General features: G+C 67.3%; 18 protein-coding genes and 2 tRNA genes. 4 read left to right on the top strand and 16 right to left on the bottom strand.

What is annotated here, in order from left to right; genetic code table 11:
- The first annotated feature begins 88 nt into the window (after positions 1–88).
- Positions 89–1324 (top strand): MFS transporter, encoded by a 1236-nt coding sequence (locus tag ABC728_RS13465; protein ID WP_416618853.1) that lies wholly within the window; start codon positions 89–91, stop codon positions 1322–1324.
- Here the strand turns inward: ABC728_RS13465 and gcvA are convergent.
- The gene (gene gcvA, locus ABC728_RS13460) at positions 1309–2205 is read right to left on the bottom strand and encodes a transcriptional regulator GcvA (protein WP_445376568.1); all 897 of its coding nucleotides are present in this window, start codon (positions 2203–2205) and stop codon (positions 1309–1311) included. The two genes, ABC728_RS13465 and gcvA, sit on opposite strands and share 16 nt — an antisense overlap.
- A gap of 119 nt (positions 2206–2324) precedes the next feature.
- A complete protein-coding gene (locus ABC728_RS13455) occupies positions 2325–4310 on the bottom strand; it encodes a sensor histidine kinase (protein WP_416618851.1) in 1986 nt (661 codons plus the stop codon).
- Positions 4311–4570: 260 nt separating this feature from the next.
- Between ABC728_RS13455 and ABC728_RS13450 the strand changes: the two genes are divergently transcribed.
- Positions 4571–4646 (top strand) — tRNA-Ile (locus ABC728_RS13450).
- A 390-nt stretch (positions 4647–5036) separates the two neighbouring features.
- Here ABC728_RS13450 and ABC728_RS13445 read toward each other — a convergent pair.
- The 7 genes from ABC728_RS13445 to ABC728_RS13415 all read right to left on the bottom strand — a co-directional run bounded on the left by ABC728_RS13445 (position 5037) and on the right by ABC728_RS13415 (position 12394).
- Positions 5037–6080, bottom strand: a complete 1044-nt coding sequence (locus ABC728_RS13445; protein WP_416618850.1) for a sulfate/molybdate ABC transporter ATP-binding protein — start codon at positions 6078–6080, stop codon at positions 5037–5039.
- A gap of 14 nt (positions 6081–6094) precedes the next feature.
- Positions 6095–6964 carry a sulfate ABC transporter permease subunit CysW gene (gene cysW / locus ABC728_RS13440; protein WP_416618849.1) on the bottom strand — a complete coding sequence of 290 codons (870 nt, stop codon included), beginning with the start codon at positions 6962–6964 and terminating at the stop codon, positions 6095–6097.
- 1 nt (position 6965) lies between these two features.
- The gene (gene cysT, locus ABC728_RS13435) at positions 6966–7817 is read right to left on the bottom strand and encodes a sulfate ABC transporter permease subunit CysT (protein WP_416618848.1); all 852 of its coding nucleotides are present in this window, start codon (positions 7815–7817) and stop codon (positions 6966–6968) included.
- Positions 7818–8011: 194 nt separating this feature from the next.
- A complete protein-coding gene (locus ABC728_RS13430) occupies positions 8012–9019 on the bottom strand; it encodes a sulfate ABC transporter substrate-binding protein (RefSeq protein ID WP_416618847.1) in 1008 nt (335 codons plus the stop codon).
- 557 nt (positions 9020–9576) lie between these two features.
- Positions 9577–10563, bottom strand: coding sequence for a hypothetical protein (locus ABC728_RS13425; protein WP_416618846.1), 987 nt, complete (start codon positions 10561–10563; stop codon positions 9577–9579).
- 172 nt (positions 10564–10735) lie between these two features.
- Positions 10736–12022, bottom strand: coding sequence for a hypothetical protein (locus ABC728_RS13420; RefSeq protein WP_416618845.1), 1287 nt, complete (start codon positions 12020–12022; stop codon positions 10736–10738).
- Between the two features lie 297 nt (positions 12023–12319).
- Positions 12320–12394 (bottom strand) — tRNA-Gln (locus tag ABC728_RS13415).
- A 189-nt stretch (positions 12395–12583) separates the two neighbouring features.
- Between ABC728_RS13415 and ABC728_RS13410 the strand changes: the two genes are divergently transcribed.
- Positions 12584–13660, top strand: a complete 1077-nt coding sequence (locus tag ABC728_RS13410) for a peptidoglycan-binding protein (RefSeq protein ID WP_416618844.1) — start codon at positions 12584–12586, stop codon at positions 13658–13660.
- Positions 13661–13697: 37 nt separating this feature from the next.
- Here the strand turns inward: ABC728_RS13410 and ABC728_RS13405 are convergent, their stop codons facing one another.
- The 4 genes from ABC728_RS13405 to argH are packed head-to-tail and all read right to left on the bottom strand — an operon-like array spanning position 13698 to position 19405.
- Complete coding sequence (locus tag ABC728_RS13405; protein ID WP_416618843.1) at positions 13698–16430, bottom strand: TIGR02302 family protein; 2733 nt, start codon at positions 16428–16430, stop codon at positions 13698–13700.
- A gap of 49 nt (positions 16431–16479) precedes the next feature.
- Positions 16480–17763: a diaminopimelate decarboxylase gene (lysA, locus tag ABC728_RS13400; protein ID WP_416618842.1), complete on the bottom strand. Its 1284-nt coding sequence runs from the start codon at positions 17761–17763 to the stop codon at positions 16480–16482.
- A complete protein-coding gene (locus tag ABC728_RS13395) occupies positions 17760–17927 on the bottom strand; it encodes a hypothetical protein (protein WP_416618841.1) in 168 nt (55 codons plus the stop codon). The genes lysA and ABC728_RS13395 overlap by 4 nt, the downstream gene beginning before the upstream one ends.
- Before the next feature lie 59 nt (positions 17928–17986).
- Entirely contained in the window at positions 17987–19405 is a 1419-nt protein-coding gene (gene argH, locus ABC728_RS13390; RefSeq protein WP_416618840.1) for an argininosuccinate lyase, read from the bottom strand.
- A gap of 108 nt (positions 19406–19513) precedes the next feature.
- Between argH and ABC728_RS13385 the strand changes: the two genes are divergently transcribed.
- A complete protein-coding gene (locus ABC728_RS13385) occupies positions 19514–20107 on the top strand; it encodes a TlpA family protein disulfide reductase (RefSeq protein ID WP_416618839.1) in 594 nt (197 codons plus the stop codon).
- Positions 20108–20174: 67 nt separating this feature from the next.
- On the opposite strand, the gene ABC728_RS13380 is transcribed toward ABC728_RS13385, so the two are convergent.
- The 3 genes from ABC728_RS13380 to metK form a co-directional block, all read right to left on the bottom strand.
- A complete protein-coding gene (locus ABC728_RS13380) occupies positions 20175–21863 on the bottom strand; it encodes a methyl-accepting chemotaxis protein (RefSeq protein ID WP_416618838.1) in 1689 nt (562 codons plus the stop codon).
- A gap of 179 nt (positions 21864–22042) precedes the next feature.
- Positions 22043–22753 carry a tRNA (guanine(46)-N(7))-methyltransferase TrmB gene (gene trmB / locus ABC728_RS13375; RefSeq protein ID WP_416618837.1) on the bottom strand — a complete coding sequence of 237 codons (711 nt, stop codon included), beginning with the start codon at positions 22751–22753 and terminating at the stop codon, positions 22043–22045.
- A 141-nt stretch (positions 22754–22894) separates the two neighbouring features.
- On the bottom strand, positions 22895–24064 hold the full coding sequence (gene metK / locus ABC728_RS13370) for a methionine adenosyltransferase (RefSeq protein WP_416618836.1): 1170 nt from the start codon (positions 24062–24064) through the stop codon (positions 22895–22897).
- Between the last annotated feature and the right edge of the window lie 8 nt (positions 24065–24072).

The following is a 24072-nucleotide window of genomic DNA, read 5'->3' as shown; positions in this document are numbered from 1 at the left end:
ACCCTTCATCCTGGAACCGGTCCTTCTCCTTTGTCGCGGGGTCCCGGCGGTTTCCATACTGCCGGGACCGGAACGGCGGGAGGATGGCATGGCGGATAATCGCGCGGGCTGGCTGTGGCTGCTGCCGGCCATGGTCGCGGCGACCCTGATCATGGGGGCGGCGCTGGGGACACGGCAGAGCTTTGGCCTGTACATCGCCCCGTTCTCCTTCGATCACGGCGTGCCGGTGACGCTGATCGCCTTTGCCATCGCCCTGCATAACCTGGTCTGGGGTCTGTCCCAGCCGCTGGCGGGGGCGGCGGCCGATCGCTGGGGGGGCGCCCCCGTGGTGGGGGTGGGTGCGCTGTTCTACGCCGCGGGTCTGGCCCTGTCGGCCCTGCGGCCGGAAGGGTCCATGCTGATCCTGGGTCTCGGCCTGCTGGTGGGGCTGGGGGTCAGTTGCACCAGCTTCGGGGTGGTGATGACGGCTGTGGGCAAGGCCGTGACGCCGGAACGGCGCAGCATGGCCATGGGGCTGGCCAGCGCCGGCGGATCGGCCGGGCAGGCGCTGCTGGTGCCGCTGGCCCAGGCCGTCGATGCCGGCTGGGGCATGGCCGCCTCGCTGCTGGTCCTGGCCGCCATCATCCTGGTGACGGCGCCGCTGGGCCTGCTGCTGGACCGGCGGCGGCCTGCCGGGCCGGTGGTGGTCAAGGCCGCCATGGCGCCGCCGCCCACCACGCTGCGCACGGCCCTGGCCGAAGCGGGCGGGCATGCGGGCTATCGCATGCTGACGCTGGGCTTCTTCACCTGCGGCTTCCAGCTTGCCTTCATCCTGACCCACCTGCCGGGCTATCTGGTGCTGTGCCAGATGCCCGCGGGTCTGGCGGCGACGGCGCTGGCGGCCATCGGCCTGTTCAACATGGGGGGAAGCTGGCTATGCGGCTGGCTTGGCGGGCGCTACCGGCAGCCTCAGGTGCTGGGCTGGCTCTATCTGGTGCGGGGTGGGGCCATCGCCGCCTTCGTGTTCCTGCCCAAGAGCGAGGTGTCGGTGCTGCTGTTCGCGGCCGTCATGGGGGTGTTGTGGCTGGGAACCGTGCCGCTGACCAGCGGGCTGGTCGCCAGACTGTTCGGCGCGCGGCATCTGGGCGCCCTGTTCGGGGTCTGCTTCCTCAGCCACCAGATCGGCGCCTTCCTGGGGTCCTGGGCTGGCGGGCTGGTCTTCGACCTGACAGGGTCCTACACGCCGGTCTGGATCGCCACGGTGGTCATGGGGCTGGCGGCGGCGGCCCTGCATTTCCCGATCGATGACCGGCCCGTGGCCCGGCCGGCCTATGCCGGCCCGTGAAGCCCTTCCTTCAATTCCGCCTTGATCCAGGCACGGAAGGCGGCGACCTCGGGCCGGGCCAGCAATTCCCGGCCTGCGACCAGCCAGTAGCTGACCCGGCTTTGTACGGGCGGGCCCAGCACGGCCACCAGCCGGCCCGCCGACAGGTCCCCGGCGACCAGCGGCAGCCGGCCGATGGCCACGCCCAGCCCCTGCGCGGCGGCGGCCTGCGCCATGTGGATCGTGTCGAAGCGCGATCCGCGTTGCAGGTCCAGCCCCTCCACCCCGGCCAGATCGGCCCAGGCCGCCCAATCCTCCGACGTGCTGACCACATGCAGCAGGGGGCGGCCGGCCAGATCGGCGGGGCTGTGGATGCCGGCGGCCATGGCGGGTGCGCAGACAGGCACCAGATCCTCCGTCACCAGTCTCGTGGCATAGAGGTCCGGCCAGTCGCCATCGCCGCGCCGCAGGGCGACATCGATGCCGTCGCGCGGGAATTCCACCTGCCGCTGTGCGGTATCCACCGTCACCTCGATTTCCGGGTGCCGGGCCTGGAACCGGGGCAGGTTGGGGATCAGCCAGCACAGGCCGAAGGTGGGGGCCACGCTGACCGACAGCCGGCCCGTGGCGCGCCGGCCCGGCACCGCCTCCGTCGCGCGGGCCAGCACCTCCAGCGCCGTGCGCACCTGGGTCAGGTAGGCCGCACCGGCGGGGGTCAGCGACAGGCTGCGGTGACCCCGCGCGAACAGCGCCACGCCCAGCCAGTCCTCCAGCGTGTGGATGGCGTGGCTGACGGCGCTGGGGGTCAGGCCAAGCTCGTCCGCGGCCTGCTTGAAGCTCAGGTGGCGGCCCGCCGCCTCGAACTGGCGCAAGGTGTTCAGCGGCGGCAATCGATAGGCCATGGGCATCCTCCGGCCGGATGGGGGGCAAAGCCTATGCGGTAGGTCTGGCCGGCGGCAATCCCCATCCGCTCACCCGGCGATGAATGCAATTCACCCTTCCGGCCTGCCGGTCCACCGGCTCAATCCGCAGCGCGCACCATCAGGCGGCGGGTTTCGGCCAGATCGGTGGAAAGCGGCACGGTGAAGCTGGCGATGGTGCCGCGCCCGGGCATGCTCTCCAGCTTCAGTTCGCCGCCATGGCGCAGCACAAGGTCGCGCACCAGGGTCAGGCCCAGGCCGGTTCCCGTCTCTCCCTGGGTGCCGGGCCGGCTGGGCTTGGGGCCGGCGCGCAGGGCCTGCTCAAGCTGGGCCGGCTCCATGCCAACCCCCTTGTCGGTGACGGCCAGTTCCAGCCGGTCGCCCAACGCCCGGCTGGTCACATGCACGACGCCGCCCTGATGGCTGAACTTGACGGCATTCATCAGCAGGTTGCGCAGCACGGCCAGGATCATGGTGCGGTCGGCCAGGACCCAGCGGTCGCCCGATGCGTCCAGGATCTGGATATCCTTGGCCTGGGCGGCTGACGCCACATCGCGGATGGCGTCGCCCACCACCTCCCGCATGGGGAAGACGCCGGGGGCGAACGGCGTGCCCGACATTTGCACCCGCGACCATTGCAGCAGGTTCTCCAGCAGGTCGAAAACGCGCCGGGCCATCTCATGCACCGACCGGGCGAAATCGGCCGTATCCTCCGCCCGCATCTTCGGCGCGTGATCGGCCAGTTCCTGCGTCATGCCCAGCATGGCGTTGAACGGCCCGCGCAGATCATGGGAGATCAGGGAGAAGAAGCGCGTCTTTTCCCGGTTGAGGAAATCCAGCTCGTCATGGGCGGCCCGCAGGTCGGCCAGCGCGCGCTCGGCGTCGGCGCGTGCCTGGCGCTCGGCCGCCGCGGCCGCGTCACGCACGGCCAGGGCCCGCTGCATCAACCGGCGCGACACGAAGATCACCACCAGCACCGACGCGATGAACCCGGCCACGGAAATCAGGATGTCCATCAGGATGGACAGCAGGGCCGACAGGGCCGGCGCGATATAGACGACCTGCCAGGGTGAATTGCGCAAGGGCACGACCACGATCTGCGGCTGGATCAGGCCACGGCCGATGACAATCTCGCCCGATGCCTCTGCCGGCAGCCCGGCCGGGTAGACATCGCGCACATGCCGGGGCAGGGATGCCCCGCCGGCCGCGCCATTGCCCGTGATCACACCGCCATCGGCATCGACCAGCAGCAGCATGGCATCGTTCCGGCTGACGGCGCCCAGGGTCTCCTTCAGCCCGGCGATGGGCATTTCCAGCGCCAGGGCCCCGGCATAGCGGCCCTGGAGGCTGACCGGCAGGGCGACGAAGGCGCTGGCCGCATCGCCAGCATCCGGGTCGGGCAGGGTCCAGACGGGGCGGCCCGACGGGTTGGCGGCGGGTGCCGCCCGCTGGAAGGGGGCGTAGGTGGTGACCCGGGACAGCATATTGTCCCGGCTGCTTTCCACCCAGGGCTGGACCGCCACCATGCCCGACAGCGAGGCATATACGAGACGGCGGGCCTGTGGCACGACCCGCTGCGTGACGGCCATCAGGGGCAGCATCTGCACGGCCATGGCCGCTTCCTGCCGCCATCCTGCATGATCGGGCCGAGACAAGGTCGGATCGGCTGCCACGGCAGCCGATGACAGGGCGATGATGTTGCCGATCTGGTCCACCAGATAGGGCGGAGGCAGCCGGTCCATGCTGTACAGCCGGCCCGCCGTGTCATCCGGATTGGATGCCAGCAGGGTCGACAGAAGGCTGGTGTCGGGCACCTCGTCGGGGGCCGGGTATTCGGCATAGAAGAATTCGGCGCGCTGGCGCAGCGCTTCCAGATGGCCGATGGCGGTGTGCATCTGCATGTCCAGGGCCCCGGCGCGGGTGCGGACCTGCACGCCCAGCACAGTCTCGAACCGTTCGATCCGGTCGCTGACATGCGACCAGAGCAGGGCGCCCCCCAGGATGCCGCCGGCCAGAAGGGCCAGGATCAAGGCGCGGTCGATCCGCGCCCCGCCGAACAACGCCGCTCCCCATCCTGATCTTGACACGCGCCCGTCCCCTGTCGCCCTGTCTGGCGGACATCGGCCAAAGCCTTGGCCGAAAAGGGGCCTTGGCCGCCCCCAGCCGGCCCCTTGACCCATTGGTAACACCAAGCGCCGGGGCGGGCAACGCGCAGCCCGGTGAAAGCGGGGGAATCCCTGGCTTCCCGACGGGGGGAGGGCGTTCCTTTTTCCGCAGCGCGCTTTTTTCTGACGAAAAGCGCTTGACACCGGGGCCCGCCCCCTCTATCACCCCCCTCCACGAGAGGGGGCGCGTAGCTCAGGGGTTAGAGCACTCGCCTGATAAGCGAGAGGTCGGTGGTTCGATTCCACCCGCGCCCACCATCCCTTCTCGATGCGAAAAAGCCGGCCTTTGGGCCGGCTTTTTGCGTTTTCGGCTTTTTGCGCTTCCGGCCGGGCGAAGGCTGGGTGCGGGGTTCAGTGGAATCCCCGTGCCGCCATGCAGGCGCAGGACACGGCCACGACGGCCTCAGCACCGCGGGTGCGGCGCAGACAAGCCGTTGGCATGTTGGCACCGGCGATTGAAGGCGGTGACCAGAACCAACAGGTTCTGATCACCGCAAAATAGTATCATGCCCCTGGTATAGGCCGGCGACTGCCGGCCCGGCGCTTGAGGTGCCGAAATATTTGACCGTTGGTATCGGCGGTGACTGCCGCCGCGCGCCACGTGGCGCGCGCCCGAGCCCACGGATGGGGGCGTGGCGCGCGATGCGCCTATCCGGGATAGACGTTGGCCCGGCGCAGGCGCAGCGCCACGGTCTGGCCCGGCGTCAGGGGCGTGGTGGTGGCGTGGCGGTCCAGCACGGCTTCCACCACCTGCCCGTCCAGGGTCAGATCCAGGCGAAGCTGCGGGCCCACCGGCTGCACCAGCCGGATGGTGGCGGGCAGGGTGCCGGGCTCCGGCACGTCGGCCAGATCGATGTCATGGGCCCGGATATAGGCGGTGGCCGGACCGGGCGGCGGCAGGTCGTTGACCACGGGGACACGCACGCCGCCGATCAGGGCGGCCCCGTCCGCCACGGTGCAGTCCAGCCGCGTGCCGGACCCCAGGAAATCGCAGACGAAGGCGGAGGCGGGGCTGTCATAGACCTCTGCCGGGGTGCCCACCTGCTCGATGCGGCCCTTATTGAGGATGGCCACGCGGTCGGCCAGTTCCAGCGCTTCTTCCTGGTCATGGGTGACGAACACGGTCGTCACGCCCATGCCCTTGTGGATATCGCGCAGCCAGCGACGCAGTTCCTTGCGCACCTTGGCGTCCAGGGCGCCGAACGGCTCATCCAGCAGCAGCACGCGCGGTTCGGTGGCCAATGCGCGGGCCAGGGCCACGCGCTGGCGCTGGCCGCCGGAAAGCTGGTTGGGGTAGCGCCCCGACAGGGGACGCAACTGCACCAGTTCCAGCAGGTCATGGACGCGGTTGCGGATATCGTCTTCCGACAGTTTCGGCTTGCGGCGTGATACCCGCAGGCCGAAGGCCACGTTCTCGAACACGGTCATGTGGCGGAACAGGGCGTAATGCTGGAAGACGAAGCCGACGCGGCGGGCATGGGGCTCCGACACGGTGGCGTCCACGCCCTCGATCAGCAGCGTCCCCTCGTCGGCATAGTCCAGGCCGCCGATCATGCGCAGCAGCGTGGTCTTGCCCGAGCCGCTGGGGCCCAGCAGGGCCATCAGCTCCCCCGGCCTTATGTCGAGGTCGATGCCGTCCACAGCCGCGAAGCCGCCAAACCGCTTGGTCAGTTTCTGGATATTGATGCTCATGGGTCTGTTCCCGATCAATGACGGCGGGCGGCGGCGGCCAGTTCGGCGCCGTGGCGCCATTCCAGCAGCGACTTGGCAACCAGCGTCACCAGGGCCAGGATGGCCAGCAGCGACGCCACGGCGAAGGCGGCGACGAAATTATATTCGTTGTAGAGAATCTCGACATGCAGCGGCATCGTGTTGGTCAGGCCCCTGATATGGCCCGACACCACGCTGACGGCGCCGAATTCCCCCATCGCCCGGGCATTGCACAGCAGCACGCCATACAGCAGGCCCCAGCGGATGTTGGGCAGGGTGACACGCCAGAAGGTCTGCCAGCCCGACGCGCCCAGCGTGATGGCGGCCTCTTCCTCCTCCACGCCCTGGGCCTGCATCAGCGGGATCAGTTCGCGGGCCACGAAGGGGAAGGTGACGAACAGGGTCGCCAGCACCAGCCCCGGCACCGCGAACACGATCTGGATGCCATGTTCGCGCAGGAAGGGACCCATCAGCCCATGCGCCCCGAACAGCAGCACATAGACAAGGCCCGAAATGACGGGACTGACCGAGAAGGGCAGGTCGATCAGGGTCAGCAGCAGCGATTTGCCGGGGAATTTGTGCTTGGCGATGGCCCAGGCGGCGCTGATGCCGAAAACGACATTGACGGGCACGGCGATGGCGGCGACCAGCAGTGTCAGCCGGATGGCGGCCAGCGCATCCGGCTCCACCAGCGCTTCCAGATAGGGGCCGAAGCCGCGGCGCAGTGCCTCGGTGAACACGGCCGCCAGCGGCAGCAGGATGAAGAAGCCGAGAAAGCCCAGCCCGGCCAGCAGGATCAGGGCCTTCACCCAGCGCGGTTCGGCCAGAGCGACGCGGGATTTGGGGGAGAATGACGATCCGGCCATGTCAAACCCCCGCCCAGCGCCGGGACCAGCGCTGCAAAAGATTGATGACCAGCAGCATCAGGAAGGAGATGACCAGCATGGCGACACCGATCGCGGCGGCACCGGCATAGCTGAACTGTTCCAGCTTGATGACGATCAGCAGCGGTGCGATCTCCGACACCATGGGCATGTTGCCCGCGATGAAGATCACCGATCCATATTCCCCGACGGCCCGCGCCAGCGCCAGGGCGAAGCCCGTCAGCAGGGCGGGGAAGATCACGGGCAGGATGACGCGGATGAAGGTTTCCAGCCGCGTGGCGCCCAGGCAGGCCGCTGCCTCTTCCAGCTCGGCGTCCAGTTCCTCCAGCACGGGCTGCACGGTACGCACGACAAAGGGCAGGCCGATGAAGGTCAGTGCCACGATGATCCCCAGCGGCGTATAGGCGACCTTGATGCCCAGCGGCTCCAGATACTGTCCCACCCAGCCGTTCGGCGCGTAGAGCGAGGTCAGCGCGATGCCGGCCACGGCCGTGGGCAGGGCGAAGGGCAGATCGACGATGGCGTCGATCACCCGCTTGCCGGGAAAATCGTAGCGCACCAGCATCCAGGCGACGGCCAGACCGAACACGGCATTGACCAGGGCGGCCCCCAGCGCCGTGCCGAAGGACAGGCGCAGGGCCGCCAGCACGCGGGGCTGCGTCACCTCCTCGATGAAGCCGGCAAGGCCCAGTTCCCAGGGGCGCAGCACCAGTGCGGCCAGCGGGATCAGCACGATCAGGGTCAGGTGGGTCAGCGTGATGCCGAGCGTCAGGCCGAAGCCGGGGATGATGGTCCGCTCACGCCGGCTGAAAGGGATAAGGGAACGCGCGGTCATGGCCGGCTTCCCCCATGGGGTTCCACCGGAAAAGGATGGAAAGGTGGCTTCGAACGCAAAGCGATGTTCCTGCCCAAGGCCGGCCCCCTCGCATCAAAGGGTGCCCGCCGGCCCTGGAGGGGGCCAGCGGGTGGGAAGGGGCCAGGGTAATGCACTTGCCCGTCACCACCAAGCGGCGTGAAGGGCCCGAACCGTCAGCGTCCCGGCTTGTAGATCTGGTCGAACACGCCGCCATCGGCGAAATGCGCCTTCTGGGCCACGCTCCAGCCGCCGAACTTGGAAATATCGAACAGGGCCAGTTCAGGGAACCGGTCGGCATATTTCTGGGCAAGCTGCGGCAGGCGCGGGCGGTAATAATGCTTTGCCGCCAGTTCCTGCCCTTCCGGCGTGTAGAGATAGGTCAGATAGGCCTCGGCCACCTTGCGCGTGCCCTTGCGGTCGACATTCTTGTCGACGACGGCCACGGGCGGTTCGGCCAGGATCGACACGGACGGCACCACGATCTCCAGCTTGTCGGGCCCCAGTTCGTTGATGGCCAGGAAGGCCTCGTTCTCCCAGGCCAGCAGGACGTCGCCGATACCGCGCTGCACGAAGGTGGTGGTGGAGCCGCGGGCACCGGTATCCAGCACCGGCACGTTGCGGAACAGCCTCGTCACGAAGTCCTTGGCCGCTTCCTCGCTGCCGCCCGCCTTGTCCTGGGCATAGCCCCAGGCGGCCAGATAGTTCCAGCGCGCGCCGCCGGAGGTCTTCGGATTGGGGGTGATCACCTGGATGCCGGGCTTCACCAGGTCGTCCCAGTCCTTGATGCCCTTGGGATTGCCCTTGCGCACCAGGAAGACGATCGTGCTGGTATAGGGCGTGGAATTGTACGGCAGCTTGGCTTGCCATTCCTTGGACAGAAGATCGGTATGTTCGGCAATGGCGTCGATGTCGCTGGCCAGGGCCAGCGTCACGACGTCGGCGTCCAGCCCGTCGATGACGGAGCGCGCCTGCTTGCCCGAGCCGCCATGGGAGACCCGGATCTCCAGCGCCTCGCCCGTCTGGGTCTTCCAGTGCTTGGCGAACGCCTCGTTGAACTCCCGGTAAAGCTCCCGGGTCGGGTCATAGGAGACGTTCAGGATCTGGCCGCTGCCCCACACGGGCGTCACGGCCATGGTCAGCAGGGCGGCGGTGGTCAGGGCGATGCGCTTGAACCATTTCATCGTGGTGAACTCCCCTCATCTGTTGGCGGTGCAGCCACGAATCCGGTTCGTGGCGCTTTAGCGTTTGGTGACGCGGCGCAAGCTGCGCGATCAAATTGCCGCGGCCGGGGAACTATCCCTATCGGCGATATGGACTTTCGTTTGTCCAGATTTAACTGTCAATAAAAATTTTTAACACAAAAAATTTGTGATTAATGTGAAAAGAAAGGGAAAAATCTGCACTGTCGGATGAAACTCATCTTTTTTTTAAAAAGATACAGGCGATCGGTCCCTGCGGCCTGTCGGCCTTCATCGTCACCGCCTGAATGCCCGGCCCGACAATGCCGGCGACCGGGGCCTCGCACCGGAAACGGCGAACCCGGAAACGGCGAACGTCGCCCGCAACTCCCCCGGGGCCGGACGCCGCAGGTCTGTCAGGTCGCCCGATCATCTTGTGTCGGATGATCTTGTGAATTGCCGCATGAAGGCGGCACCCGATCCGGCGGGCGCGTTAACCATAGAATATGGCTGAATCGACCCATCAAGGAAGCGAAAATCCACAGCACGGCATTTGTGGATCAGCCGCCGCGCTGCCAGACCTTGCTGATCAGGAAATTCTTGGCCAGGAACTGATAAGTCTTTTTCAGGCGCCCCTCGGTCTCCGGCTCCTTGTCGATCTCGTTCCCGTCCCACAGGTCGACCATCTCGTCCCACACCATCAGCAGGGTGTGAAGCTCGTCACGCATGCGGCGGATGAAGGCGACCTGGGCATCGAAGGTGCGGAGCATGGCCATCACCTCCGACGTCTGGGCATCGACCTGCTCGAAAATATCGTCGAAATTGCTGATGGGCGTCTTGGCCAGGGCCTGCATGCGGGCCAGATCGGACGTGATCTGCCCGTCGCCCTTGAAACTGCGCTTGGCCTGGCCCAGTTTGGCCATGACCTTCTGGACCTGCCCGTAACGGTCGCGCAGCGCTTCGATATAGGAGAGTTCGCGGGCCAGATAATCGACCTTGTCGACCATCTCCTGCTTGCGCTCCTCCGGCAGGCCGAACTGCTTGGCCAGCTTGGAAAAGGCCTCCTGCGCCTTGGTCTTGGTCTGGGGGTCCTCGACGATCTGCTCCAGCTTGAAACGGTCGGTGACCATTTCTTCCCGGCCGGTGATCCAGGAGACGAGCTGCAGGGTCAGACGGCCCCGGGCAATCGTCAGATGCCGTTCATCGACGCGCCATGACGCGGACCCGTCCAGCAATTCACGGGGAATGCTGTCGCCGGGCCTGATTTCCTTCACATATTTCAGGCCCTTCTCGACGATGGAGAGCAGCCGTGCATCGTCGCTCTTCTCTTCGATCTGGAAGCTCTCCCGCAGGGTGCGGAATGGAATCTTGCCCCAGACATCGCCCAGATGGACGTTGAACACCGGGTCATTGTTATCCCTGGACAGGCAGAAATATCCGCCGGGCAGAGCGAAGACTTTGCTGGTGAACAGGAAATGGGTGCTGGCACTCGTTCCCTGTTGATCCGAATTCTGGCCTTCCGCTTCGGCTGTTTGATTATCTGACACCGATTGCATCCGAGCAGGCCCGTCCCCCCATGTTCCAACTAAAACCTATCATACAGACAAGTCATGACGTTGGCGACTGATACCGCATCACCTAAAGCGCAGATTGACGCCGTCTTCATCTGATTTTGGTGGAATATATTCATGGCCGCATGGATGGGCGGCTATGCAATCTTTAGTCGCTCATCATCTTGGCGCTCTTGATGGCGTCGCGCAGCAGCACGCCCTTGCGCAGGATATTGTCGACGATACGGCCCTGGACCAGGCTGATGCCGGCCTTCTCGGCGAACATCAGGCCAGAGACGGACCCGCAGCGGGCCAGGATGAAGCGGCAATTGCTCTGCGCCTTGATCTTCTCGGCAAAGACCTCGTACTCGTGGTCCGACATCATCTCCATTTCGTCGGTCCAGAAGATCTTGGCATAGTCGCAGGCCATATATTCCAGGTCCATGTGAGTGACCCAGAAATCGTTCAGCCCATCGATACAGATCTGGTAGCCCTTGGAGGAGGCGAAATCGACAACCTCCTTGTAGGTGTCGATATTCTCCACCAGGTCGGCCTTGTTGATTTCCAGCACGACATTGCCGCGCAGGTCGGCCGTCAGGCGTTCATCGAATTTCACGAAGGTCGATGACATGATGGTGGACAGGTTCAGGTTCAACCCGATGCGCCGGCCGCGCAAGAAATCCACCCCGTAATTCAGTGCCTTCAGCACCGAATTATCCAGGTTGGCCGTGAAATAGCTGAACAGCCACTTGTTGGCGGTGATGTCGTAATTGGGGGACAGCCGCTCTTCCAGCGCCTTGATGGCGATATAGAGTTCGAAATACTCGAACTGGTTCTGGTCGCCGTTCTGGATGTCGACCACGGGCTGGTTCAGCATGAAGGGCGACAGGTCGAACATCTGCACGGCACGTTCGATCTTGCCCAGTTCCTCCAGCGTAATGGGCGGCTTGGTCTCCACCTTCGCCGCATCGGCGTTCGACTCGCGTGCCAATCCCTCGATGAAGCGGATGACGTTCACGAAGTTCAGCGACAATTCCATGATGGAATAGAGGCTGTCTTCCCCATAGGGATTGCGCTTCACCATCACGGTGCGCGCCAGCATCAGCTTTTCGATCTTGGAACAGACGTCGGAGATCAAGGAGAACTTGATGCCCTTGTAAAGGACGATCACGTCATCGTTGGACAGGGAGAAAAGCTGGAGATAGGCGGACTGATCCGCCGTTTCCTGCATGGCCCGCTTGATGGAGATCAGGTCAAGCTGGCTCTTGTCCTTCAGCAGGGACATATGGAGATGGATGAGGCGCAGCCCCTGGACCTCGCGCTTCGCGCTCTGCAGCAGCGTCAGCAGCTTCTGGTCATCATATTCGGGCTTTTCATTCATCGCATTGGCAGCAGAACGCTCTCCGGGTTTCACCCGGACCCAGTCGCGTTTCGGTGCATTCGGTTGGCGATTCATGAAACTGCCCTAGCGCCCTTCCATCGGCGGTCCCTGCAAGACCATAGGTTACCATGATGCTGTCGGATGGGGTCCTCGCCCTTCCATAAGGCGATACATCCAAAAGACATAATGGGGCTAGCGGACTGCCGGGACAAGTGTACAAAATTTTATCTATCTCTCCTACAGATCATTTTTCCGTCAAAATGACCCGCTGACAAGCTGACCGGGCGCATAGGCGGGCCTTCCGGCCCTTATGCCGAAAGGGTAGACGGGCCCATGCGACAGCACGATCCGCGGAGAGGAAATGAGGAAGGATGGCTGGGGCGCCAGGATTCGAACCTGGGAATGGCGGTACCAAAAACCGCTGCCTTACCGCTTGGCGACGCCCCAACACGAGGCCCGTTTTCGGGCGGCGCGCACCATAGTCAAAATCCACCGCCTGTGCAACAGGCTCGATGAAGGGAAAATCGGCGACGGCGCGGGAGCCGGCTCTGGCGGTGGCGACCTTTCGTGCTAGTCTGCCGCCGACCCCTCGAATCCAGTGGTGGAGAAGCCGGCATGCGTAGCCGGAACCGTGACATGTCCATATCCTTGTCTTCCCTGCGCCGCGTCCGATTCGCCCCGCTGCTGTCCGGTTTGCTGCTGCTGCCGGGCGCGTCGTCGCTGGCTGCCGACCCGGCCCCCCGTCTGGTCGCGCAGAAACCGAAGGCCGAGGCGGCGGCCCCCCGAAAGCGCCCGGCGGCATCGGCCGGCGCCGCGGCCCTGGCCGCAGGCACTGCGACGGCACCCGTCCTGCCGGCCACGGCCGATGCGGCCTTGCGCGAACTGGAGGGCCGGGCCCGGGACGGGGATGCAGAGGCGCAGATGGCCCTGGCCGAGGCGCTGACCATGGAAACCCCGACCAGCCCGCAGAACATCGGGCGAGCCGTCTATTGGTATGGCCAGGCGGCGGCCCGCGGGGATGCCGACGCCTGCTGGACGCTGGCCGAACTGTTCCGTGGTGGCCAGGGCATCCCCGCCGATGTGGAAGAGGCGTCGGTCTGGTACATGAAGGCCGCCGACCTTGGCCATGCGGAAGCGGCGTTCGACCTGGGCCTTCTCTATACCGAAGGGTACGGGGTGGACCGTGATCCCGGCCTGGCTGCCCGCTGGTTCGAGCAGGCGGCCGATGCGGGCATCGCGCGCGCGCTCTATCTGCTGGGCACGCTCTATGAGCAGGGGGTGGATGGTGCCGCGGACCTGGAGGCAGCCCGCGCCTGGTATCGCCGCGGGCTGGATGCCGGGGATGAACGGGCGGGGCAGGCCCTGCGGCGGCTGGAAGCGGGCGGGCGCAATGTGCAACTGGCAGAGGGACCGCCGCCGGGCATGCTGGGTGGGCCGCCCGGGGATGCGGGGGCACGGGCGGGTGCCACGGCATCGGGCCGGGCGGCTTCGGCCAGCGGTGCTGCCGCCGGTGCGCGCCCCGTGCCCGTGGACCAGGCCGGCGTGCGTGAAATTCAGACCCGCCTTGCCCGGCTGGGCTATCACAAGGGCAAGGCCGATGGCATTCTGGGCAAGCGCACGGACGCCGCCATCCGCGCCTATCAGCGGGCCGAGGGGTTGAAGGTGGACGGCAAGGCCAGCCAAGCCCTGCTGCGCCGCCTGCGCCAGGGGTGAGGCGAGGGGGGCACCGCGCTTCCCCCTTTTTCGGATTTCAATATTGCCGGAACCTGTCCAGCAGCCGGTCGATGTAATCGCGTTCGGCCTTGGGGCGGTTCTGCTCGCCGGCCCGGCGACGCAGTTCCTCCAGAATCTCCCTCGCCCGCTGCATGTCGGCCCCGGTGGGGATCTTCACTTCCTCCCCGTTCAGCGAGCCGGTGCCGGGCAGGGGGCGGCCCAGCGGGTCACGGCCCTGCCGCCGCCCGGTGCTGGTCTGCTGTCCGCCTGACTGTCCCGGATTGCTGCGGGCCATCTGCTCCTGCATGGATTGCATGGTCTGCTGCAATTGCTCCAGCACCTCACCCTGTGATGCCACGGCCTGATCGGGCGACCCGTCGCGCAGGGCGTCGGCGGCGTCCTTCATGGCGCGTTCGGCCCGGCCCAGCGGCCGGGGGATCTGCCCGCCGACTTCGCCCAGGCGGCGCATGATGTCGCCCAGTTCGGAACGCAACTCCTCCTGGGTGGTTGCCAGCGGGTCGCCGGCGGCGCCGTGCCGGCCCTCGCCCTGTCGCCCTTCGCCCTGTCGCCCTTCGCCCTGCTGCCGGCCCGGCTGGCGTCCCTGCCGGTTGGGCATGCCCAGGCCGGGCAACTGGTTGGTGGGCAGTTCCTCCGCCCGGTCGAACATTTCCTGCTGGTGCTGGAACGTCTCGTCCATCACCTGCTGCTGGCGGCGCTGCAGGTCGCGCAGGCGCTCGGTCAGTTCGGCCAGCGCCTGGCCCTGCTGGCTGTCCTGCTGTTCTCCCGGCGGCTGGCGGCCGTTCTGCAGGCTTTCCATCATCTGCTGAAGCTGGGACAGCATCTGGCGGGCGGCTTCCTGGTTGCCGGACTGGGCCAGTTCGCGCATCTGGCGGACCATGTCCTCCACGTCGTCGCGCGTCATGGCCTGCATGTCGGGGGTCTCGGCCCCTTCCATCGGTTGTGACGGGCCCGGCGGCGGCTGGCCGGCCTGCTGTTCCAGGGCGTCCATGAACTCCTGCATGGCCTGTTCCAGCCGCTGCATGGCGCGATCGACCTCCTCGGCCGGGGCGTCGCGGTCCAGCGCCTCCATCAGCGCCTTCTGAGCGTCGCGCAACTCGCGTTCGGCCAGCGACAGGTTGCCATCCTCGATCCGCAGCGCCACGTCCCACAGCATGGCGATCGTCTGCGCCACGGTGTCGTCGGCGCGGTTGCGCATCAACCGGCCGACGGCGCTGCGCATGGCCAGGAAGGCCACGGGATCGCCGCCATAGGTGTCCAGGGCGGCCGACAGTTCGTAAAGGTGGCGGGCCACCAGGGGGCGTACCTCGTCCCCCATCAGGATCAGGGCCTTGCGCTGGTCGATCACGGCGCGCGCCACGGGATGGTGGAACTGCCGTTCGGGCAGCACCACCTCCTGCTCGGCGCTTTGCGAGGACTGGCCCGCCCCGTCCTGCGCGTGCAGCCGCACCTTCACGGGAAGCCCTGCCCAGGGGTGGCCGGTCAGGTCGTGGAAGCCCGTGCCCGTGATCTCCCGCCGGGTCCTGGAGGCCACGGGCAGCGTCAGTTCGATGGGGGTGCGGTCCAGTGCGGGGGGCGCGTCGACGGCCAGCGTGACCGTGGCTGTGACGGCATGGATGCCGTAATCGTCCGCAGCCGTGTAATCAAGCCGCAGCGACTGGCGCTCCGTCGCGGCGGGCGGGGTGCGGAACGCGATGCCCGGCGGCTGGTCGGGCACCAGCCGGATCGGCCAGGACGCCACCTCGCGGCCCAATTGCCGCACCGATACGCCCTCGCCGCTGGTCAGAACCATTTCCGTCTGATAGCCGCCGCCCGCCACCGGCTGGAAATCCGTGTCGGTGCCGTTGGCCACCAGGACCGGCGTGCCATAGCCGCCATCCAGCCGCACCACCAGCTTCGTGCCCGCGGGCAGGAACAGGGGCCGCCCTTCCGGCTGGCCGGCCGTGGGGGTGGCCGTCAGGAAGACGGGGGGCTGGCCGGTATAGTCGGGTGGCGTGGCCCAGGCATCCAGCCGCGTGGGGGCCAGGAACTCCCCGATGCCCAGGGATGGCAGCAGCGCGCCCATGGTCCGGCTGCCCAGATCGCCCCAGCCGATGACGGCCCCCACCACCATGCACAGGGCGGCGGCCACACGCAGGGCCCAGGGGTCGCGCGCCGGCAGCCGGCTGTCGGGGGCATCCAGCCGCAGGCGGTCCGCCTGCTGGCGCGCCCGTTCCTGGGCCAGGCGCCACATGGCGTGGGACAGCGGATCGCCGGCACCGCCGGCGATGCCGTCGCGCAACTGGGTCAGCGGGCGGTGGGGCAGGTGGCTGTCGCGCTCCAGCCGGCGGCGGGCATCCGCTTCGGTCGGCGCGCGGAAATCCCGCCATCCCTGCCGGCCCAGCCATGCCAGCCCGGCCAGCAGCACCAGCAGGACGGGCACATGCAGCCAGACCGGCAGGTGGATGAACAACCCGCCCCAGGCGGCGGCCAGGAAAAGCCCGGCCAGCGACAGCGGGCGCCACAGCGCGGGCCACAGCGCCTCCCACCACAGGACGGCGCCGGCCACGCGCATCGGACGGCTGCCGGCATCGCCGGGCCGGGCCGGTGTGGTCCCGCCCTGGCCCGGCCCGCCCTGGCCCGGCCCGGTGCGGCGTCGCCCGCGCAGCAGGTTCCGCAAGCGGGGCAGCAGCGACCCGGCCTGCCGGTCGGGTGCCTGCCGGTCAGAAGCCGACCGGCCAGGGGGCTGTGGATGCTGCTCGGGTCGGGGCATGCCTGTCTTCAACCTTGAACGTCTGCCCCAGACTACCCTGACGGCGGGGTCAGGGGGAGAGCCAATCGGGCATCGCTTCCAGCGTCAGTGAATCCTCGAAGCTGGGGCGGCGGCGCACGGTCTCGAACCGGTCGCCGGACACCAGCACCTCGGCCACCAATGGACGCGAATTATATGTCGAAGACATGGCGGCCCCATAGGCCCCCGCCGTCAGGAAAGCCAGAAGGTCGCCGGGTGCCACGGGCGGCATGGGCCGCAGCCGGGCGAAGGTGTCGCCCGTCTCGCACACGGGGCCGACGATGTCGGCCTCCGTCAGGGGGGCGCCGGCCGCGGGCTCGGCCACGGGCACCACGCTGTGCCAGGCCTCGTACATGGCCGGGCGCACGAGATCGTTCATGGCCGCGTCCACGATCAGGAACCGGCGGTGCAGCCCGTCCTTCACGAAGATGGTGCGGGTCAGCAGCAGGCCGGCGGCGGCCACCAGCGAACGGCCGGGCTCCAGCGTCACGCGGCAGCCCAGATCGCCCACCGTCTCCGCAATGGCCCTGGCATAGGCGTGGTAGTCGGGGGCCGCGTCCTCGGACTTGTACGGCACGCCCAGGCCGCCGCCCAGGTCGATGCGCGACAGGGGCACGCCGCTGGCCTTCAACTCCCGCACCAGGCCGGCCAGCTTGCCGAAGGCCCGGCGGAAGGGCGTGGTCTTCAAAAGCTGGGACCCGATATGGACGGCGATGCCTAAGGGCTTCAGGCCCGGCAGCGACAGGGCGCGGGCATAGGCCTCGCCGGCATGGGCGAAATCGATGCCGAACTTGTCCTCCTTGCGGCCCGTATTGATCTTGCCGTGGGTTTCGGCATCCACATCGGGGTTGATGCGGATGGCGATGGGGGCGTCGATCCCCAGTTCCACGGCCACGGCCGACAGGGCATCCAGTTCCGGCAGGCTTTCGACATTGATCTGGTGGATGCCGGCGGTCAGTGCGGCGGCCAGCTCCGCCTTCGTCTTGCCCACGCCGGAAAAGACGATCTTGCCCGCCGGGATGCCGGCGGCCAGCGCGCGGCGCATCTCCCCCACCGATACGACATCGCCGCCGGCGCCAAGGGTGGCCAGCGTGCGGATGACGGCCAGATTCGAATTGGCCTTCAGCGCATAGCAGATATCGACATCCTGGCCCGCGAAGGCATCGGCATAGGCACGCCAGGCGGCCGTCAGCCCCTCGGTCGTATAGACATAGGTCGGCGTGCCCACGGCCGCCGCGATGGCCTCCAGGGCCACGCCTTCGGCATGCAGCCGGCCCTGGACATAATGGAAACCGGGAACGGGAAAGCAGGTCATGATGCGGGCTTCTCGGCGTCGGTGCTGGGGGCCGGCTTGGGGTCGCCGGCGGGGTCGGGATAGGTGTGCGGCGGCGGGCTGCCGGGCGGGGCCTTGGGGAAATGCGGTTTCACACCGCAGGCGGACAGGGCCAGCAGGGCAGCGAGAAGGAGGGCTTTGCGCATGGGCGGCGTCCTTGTCGGGGGAAGCAAGGCCCCGGTCCCTTGCGGGCCGGGGCGGCAGATCAGAGGAAGCGCTTCCGGGCGGCCTCGACCGCTTCGCGCACGCGCGACGGCGCCGTGCCGCCGAAGCTGGTGCGGCTTTCCACCGACGCTTCCAGCGTCAGCACGGCATAGACCGCCTCCGTGATGCCGGGATGCACCTGCTGCATCCGGTCCAGCGGCACCTCGGCCAGGCCCGTGCCGGCCTCCTCGGCCAGCTTCACGATGCGGCCCGTGATGTGGTGGGCGTCGCGGAACGGCACGCCCAGGCTGCGCACCAGCCAGTCCGCCAGGTCGGTGGCCGTGGGGAACCCCGCCTCCACGGCCCGGCGCATGGCGGCCGGGTCCGGCGTCAGGTCGCGGATCATCCCCGTGGTGGCGGCCAGGCACAGGGCCAGCGTCTCGTCGGCCTGGAACACGGGCTCCTTGTCTTCCTGCATGTCCTTGGAATAGGCCAGCGGCAGCCCCTTCATGACGATCAGCAGCCCGTTGAGCGCGCCGATGACGCGCCCCACCTTGGCGCGCACCAGTTCGGCGGCGTCGGGATTGCGCTTCTGCGGCATGATGGAACTGCCGGTCGTGAAGGCGTCGGTCAGGCGGATGAACCGGAACTGGCTGGTACACCAGATCACGATCTCTTCCGCCAGGCGTGACAGGTGGGTGCCGCAGATGCTGGCCGCCGACAGGTAGTCCAGCGCGAAATCACGGTCGGACACGGCGTCCAGCGAATTGGCCGTCGGCCGGTCAAAGCCCAGCATGCGCGCCGTCGCGTCGCGGTCGATGGGATAGGGCGTGCCGGCCAGTGCTGCGGAGCCCAGGGGGCTTTCGTTCAGGCGCGCGCGGGCATCGCGCACCCGGGCGCGGTCACGGCCCAGCATTTCCACATAGGCCAGCAGGTGATGGCCGAAGGTGACGGGCTGGGCTGTCTGCAAATGGGTGAAGCCCGGCATGATCAGGTCGGGAAACTGTCCGGCCCGGTCGATCAGGGCCGCCTGCAAAGCCTGCAGGTCGGTGTCCAGCCGGTCCAGCGCGTCGCGGACCCACAGCTTGAAATCGGTCGCCACCTGATCGTTGCGCGACCGGGCGGTGTGCAGGCGGCCGGCGGGTTCCCCGATGATCTCCTTCAGGCGGGATTCCACATTCATGTGGATATCCTCGTTCTCCACCGTGAAGGAGAAGCGGCCCTCTCGGATCTCCGTGGCGACCTGGTCCAGCCCCTTCAGGATGGCATCGCGGTCTTCGGCGGTGATGATGCCCTGGGCCGCCAGCATCGTGGCATGCGCCTTCGACCCGGCAATGTCCTGGGCCCAGAGTTTCTGGTCGAACCCGATGGAGGCGTTGATCTGCTGCATGATGGCGGCGGGACCGCTGGCGAATCGCCCGCCCCACAGCGCATTGGCATCGGTTCCGGTCTGGTCGCTGGGGTTCTGGCTGTCGGTCATCGTCGTCTTGCGTCAGTTTCCAGGGTTGACGGCGGGGCCGCCGGGCACGAACTCTGTTGCTGGCAGCAAAGGGACCCGAAGGTCCGGCAAAGTTCGACAGAGGGCAGAATGGCGATTTTCCGACGCATCGCAACAATCGTGGCCGTGGGTACAGCAATTCTTCTGACGGGGGGCTGTGGCGAGAAGACGGAAAATTCCACGCCGGCCGCCGCCGTACCCGCCGCCATGCCGATTTTCCAGGGCGAGTCGCGCCCCTTCGTGGCCAATGCGGAACGCCCGGCGCTGCCCGCCCTGACCGTGATGGACGCCACGGGGCAGCCCGTGGATCTGGCGTCCTTCAAGGGCAAGGTGCTGCTGATCAATCTGTGGGCGACCTGGTGCGCCCCCTGCATCCGGGAAATGCCGGCGCTGGACCGGCTGCAGGCCGACATGGGCGGCGACCGGTTCCAGGTCGTCGCCATTTCCGTCGATCGCGGCGGGATGAACGAGGTCGGGCCCTTCTTCGAGAAGACGGGCCTGACCGCGCTGCCCATCTATCTGGATCAGAAGATGGCCTCCATGAAGGCCTTTCCCTTGAAGGAAGGGCTGCCGCTTTCCATCCTGGTCGATGCCGACGGGCGGGAGATCGGGCGCCTGGCCGGGGCCGCGCATTGGGACGGGGCCGAAGCAAAGGCCCTGATCGGCTGGGCCCTGCGGCCCTGACCTTGTAAGCATAGGCATGGGGGCCGGGCCAGCGATGGCCCGGCCCCCGTCTTTGTCGCACCGGCCGTCAGGCGGCCATCAGCGTCTTCACGAACTGGTCGACCTCGGTGTTCAGCACCTCGGACTGATGCGTCAGGTCCGATGCCGTGCCATGCACCGTTCCGGCGGCCCCGCCGGTATTGGCGGCGGCCTTGCTGACGCCCTGGACGGCATTGCAGACGGCCTGGGTGCCGTTCGCCACCTCCTGCACCGTGCGGGCGATCTCGTTCGTGCTGGCCTGCTGTTCCTCGATGGCGGCGGCCAGGGCGGTGGTGATTTCCCCGATCTTGTCGATGGTGTTGGCGATGCGGGCGATGGCGGTGACGGCGGCACCCGTCTCGCGCTGGATGCTGGCGACCTGGGTCGTGATATCCTCCGTTGCCTTGCCCGTCTGCATGGCAAGCTGCTTCACCTCCGATGCCACGACGGCGAAACCCTTGCCCGCCTCCCCGGCGCGCGCTGCCTCGATGGTGGCGTTCAGGGCCAGCAGGTTGGTCTGGGCGGCGATCCCCTGGATCAGGCCCACCACCTCCTCGATGCGCGTGGCGGCCCCTTGCAGCCCGTCCATGGTCCGGCTTGTCTCGCTGGCATCCTCCACCGCGGTGCGGGCGACATTGTTGGCTTCCACCACCTGGCGCGCGATCTCGGCGATGGAGGCGTTGATCTCCTCCGTCGCGGCCGCCACGCTCTGCACGCCGGCGGCGCTTTCGTCGGATGCGGTGGCGACCTCGGCCGCCTGGCTGGCGGCGGCGCGGGCCGCGCCGGACAGGCCCTCCGCGCTCACGCGCATCTCCTGGGCGGAACGGGCCAGCGCCGTGGAAACCTGGCCCAGCTTGCCGGCGAAATCACCGGTCAGCCGTTCCAGCCGCTGCCGCCGTTCCTCCTTCGCGGCCTGTTCGGCCTTCTGCTCGGCTTCCAGCCGGCGCGCTTCCAGCAAGCCACGCTTGAACACGTCCAGCGCCTGCGCGATCTGTCCCACCTCATCGGCGCGGCCCGTCTCCGGCACGGTGGCCGACAGGTCGCCGCCGGCCATGTTGCGGACAGTGCCCGTCACCGCGGCCAGCGGGCCCGTCACCTGCCGCGACACCAGCCAGATGGCAAAGGCTACGGACAGGGCGATGCCAAAGCCGGCCACCAGCAGCATGACCAGCCTCTCATGGCGGCCGAAGGCGGCCAGCCCGTCGATGCCGGCCAGGACCTGTGACACCTGCTGCGCGGACAGCTTGACCATCACCTCGTTGAAGGCCTTGCGATTGGCGCGGTTGGCTTCGTTGTCGCCGATGGCGCGGGCGGCGGCGGCCCCGTCGGTGCGGCCCGCGCGGGTCATGTCGCTGCGGAAACGGATGAATTCGCGGCCCCGCGTGATGGCATCGCGCATCTGCACGGCGGCGGCGGGGTCGATCACGGCCTCATACTCCCCCAGCCGCCGGTCCAGGATATCCAGGCTGGCCGTCAGGGTCCGGGCGAACCGCTCCAGTTCCTCCGCGTCGCGCGCCATGTAGATGCCGCGGCTGTCCATCACGACGGCGTTGATCAGGCCGTTGATCTGTTCGGATAGCACGGCCCGCTGCGTTTCACGGCCCATCCGCTCGACCTCGGTCTGATACACGGACATTGCATAAAGACCCATGCCCGCCATGATCACGGCGATCAGGGCCAGCAGGCCCATGGCGAGGTTCACTTTCATCCCGATCTGCAAATCGCGGAGTCGCATCATTCCTTCCTCCCCCTTTCCGCGCTTCCTGTTCTCCCCCTTGGGGACAGGGTAGCGAGGCCTGGTCGTTCCACCTGGAACGGAAATCATAGGGTCGGAATGATGCGCCCCAGTTGCGCGATTTTGGAGAGTGCGAAAGGTCAGTTTCCACTGAAAACGCCGGGTCTGACCGATTCTTAAGGTCAGGTTTCGCGTATTTTGCGAATGAAACGCATGAACACTGGGCTTCGTCCTGCCTCCAGCGCCTTTTTCTCGTAGCGCGTCTGGGGCCAATCTTCGGGCCGGACGCGCCAATCCTGCGCCGTTCTGGCCAGCCATTCGAAATCCGGATGGCGCAGCATATGTTCCAGCATCCAGCGCTGCAATTTCGGATCGTCGGATGCGATCCGCAGTTCGGCCCCATCCTTCAGCACGCGCGACAGGCGCGGCAGATTGTCGGGGCCGATGAAGCGGCGGAAAGCGTGGCGCAGTTTGGGCCATGGATCGGGGAACAGCACGAAGGCCCGCCCCACCGATGCGTCGGGCAGCGCGTCCAGGATGGGCCGCGCATCGTCGGGAACCACGCGGATATTGTTCTGCCCGCCTTCCTCGACATGCTTCAGCAGGCTGGACACGCCGTTCACGAACGGCTCGCAGCCGATGAAGCCGATCTCCGGGTTCCGGGCCGCCTGCCAGGCCAGATGCTCGCCCCCGCCGAATCCGACCTCGAACCACAGGTCCCGCTTGGGTTCGGCAAACAGGCTTGCGGTGTCCAGCCGCGCGCCCTTTTCCGGAGCAACCAGCTTCATGCGTGGCAGCAGCGTGTCCATGACCTCCTGCCGGTGCCGGCGCAGGGGGCGGCCATGGCGGCGGCCATAAAGAACCTTGCGATGGGGAATGCTGTCCTCGGACATGGGGCGGCTCGACCAGGGCGTGATGGGGGGGAAGGAAAAGAACGCGGCGAGGGGCTGAATGGCAAACGGCCCGCCGGGCAGGCGGGCCGTTGCGGCAGGCACGGGTGGGGCAGGGCGGGGCAGGCCCCCGCCCTGCCCGGATCAGGCACCGAAAGCCGACTTCAGGGCATCGACCAGATCGGTCTTTTCCCACGAGAAGCCGCCGTCGGCATCCGGCTCGCGCCCGAAATGACCATAGGCGGCCGTGCGGGCATAGATGGCGCGGTTCAGCTTCAGATGCTCGCGGATGCCACGCGGGGACAGGTTCATCAGATCGCGCAGCACGTCGGACAGCCTGTCCTCATCCACGCGGCCGGTGCCGGCCGTGTCGATATAGACCGACAGCGGGTGCGACACGCCGATTGCGTAGGAAAGCTGGATCGTACACTTGTCGGCCAGGCCGGCGGCGACGACGTTCTTGGCCAGATACCGGGCGGCATAGGCGGCCGACCGGTCGACCTTCGTCGGGTCCTTGCCGGAGAAGGCGCCGCCGCCATGGGGGGCTGCACCGCCATAGGTGTCCACGATGATCTTGCGGCCGGTCAGTCCGGCATCGCCATCGGGACCGCCGATGACGAAGCGGCCCGTCGGGTTCACATAGAACGCCTCTTCCGGGCACATCCAGCCATCGGGCAGGACGGACAGGACATGGCGGCGCACGGTCTCCCGGATCTCTTCCTGGCTGACGCTTTCCGAATGCTGGGTCGACAGCACGACGGAGGTGGCGCCCACGGGCTTGCCATCGCGGTATTGCAGGGAGAACTGGCTCTTGGCGTCGGGGCCCAGCCAGGGGGTGGCGCCGCTGTGACGCTCATCCGCCAGACCCTTCAGCAGCTTGTGGCTGTAATAGATCGGCGCCGGCATCAGGGCCGGCGTCTCGTTGCAGGCATACCCGAACATGATGCCCTGGTCGCCCGCACCCTCGTCCTTGTTGCCAGCGGCGTCCACGCCGACGGCGATGTCGGCCGACTGGGCATGCAGGAAGACCGAAACCTCGGCATTCTTCCAGTGGAAGCCATCCTGTTCGTAACCGATATCCTTCACTGCGGCGCGGGCAACCTCTTCCACCTGGCCCAGCAGGCCTTCGGGGCCGCGCACTTCACCGGCAATGACGATGCGGTTGGTGGTGGCCAGCGTTTCGCAAGCGACGCGGGCATAGGGGTCCTGGGCCAGATACAGGTCGACAACGGCATCGGAAATGCGGTCGCACACCTTGTCCGGATGGCCTTCGGACACGGATTCGCTGGTGAAGACGAAGTTCGATTTGGCCACTTGCGACG

This window comes from Niveispirillum fermenti, from assembly GCF_052474395.1.
The sequence above is the reverse complement of the archived record's forward strand: the minus strand, read 5'-3'. Positions and strand labels throughout refer to the sequence as shown.

Excerpts from the sequence above, each read along its gene's own strand:
- ABC728_RS13465 (WP_416618853.1), top strand. The coding sequence starts at position 89 with ATGGCGGATAATCGCGCGGGCTGGCTGTGGCTGCTGCCGGCCATGGTC.
- gcvA (WP_445376568.1), bottom strand. The coding sequence starts at position 2,205 with ATGGCCTATCGATTGCCGCCGCTGAACACCTTGCGCCAGTTCGAGGCG.
- ABC728_RS13445 (WP_416618850.1), bottom strand. The coding sequence starts at position 6,080 with ATGAGCATCAATATCCAGAAACTGACCAAGCGGTTTGGCGGCTTCGCG.
- cysW (WP_416618849.1), bottom strand. The coding sequence starts at position 6,964 with ATGGCCGGATCGTCATTCTCCCCCAAATCCCGCGTCGCTCTGGCCGAA.
- cysT (WP_416618848.1), bottom strand. The coding sequence starts at position 7,817 with ATGACCGCGCGTTCCCTTATCCCTTTCAGCCGGCGTGAGCGGACCATC.
- ABC728_RS13430 (WP_416618847.1), bottom strand. The coding sequence starts at position 9,019 with ATGAAATGGTTCAAGCGCATCGCCCTGACCACCGCCGCCCTGCTGACC.
- ABC728_RS13420 (WP_416618845.1), bottom strand. The coding sequence starts at position 12,022 with ATGAATCGCCAACCGAATGCACCGAAACGCGACTGGGTCCGGGTGAAA.
- ABC728_RS13410 (WP_416618844.1), top strand. The coding sequence starts at position 12,584 with ATGTCCATATCCTTGTCTTCCCTGCGCCGCGTCCGATTCGCCCCGCTG.
- ABC728_RS13405 (WP_416618843.1), bottom strand. The coding sequence starts at position 16,430 with ATGCCCCGACCCGAGCAGCATCCACAGCCCCCTGGCCGGTCGGCTTCT.
- lysA (WP_416618842.1), bottom strand. The coding sequence starts at position 17,763 with ATGACCTGCTTTCCCGTTCCCGGTTTCCATTATGTCCAGGGCCGGCTG.
- ABC728_RS13395 (WP_416618841.1), bottom strand. The coding sequence starts at position 17,927 with ATGCGCAAAGCCCTCCTTCTCGCTGCCCTGCTGGCCCTGTCCGCCTGC.
- argH (WP_416618840.1), bottom strand. The coding sequence starts at position 19,405 with ATGACCGACAGCCAGAACCCCAGCGACCAGACCGGAACCGATGCCAAT.
- ABC728_RS13385 (WP_416618839.1), top strand. The coding sequence starts at position 19,514 with ATGGCGATTTTCCGACGCATCGCAACAATCGTGGCCGTGGGTACAGCA.
- ABC728_RS13380 (WP_416618838.1), bottom strand. The coding sequence starts at position 21,863 with ATGATGCGACTCCGCGATTTGCAGATCGGGATGAAAGTGAACCTCGCC.
- trmB (WP_416618837.1), bottom strand. The coding sequence starts at position 22,753 with ATGTCCGAGGACAGCATTCCCCATCGCAAGGTTCTTTATGGCCGCCGC.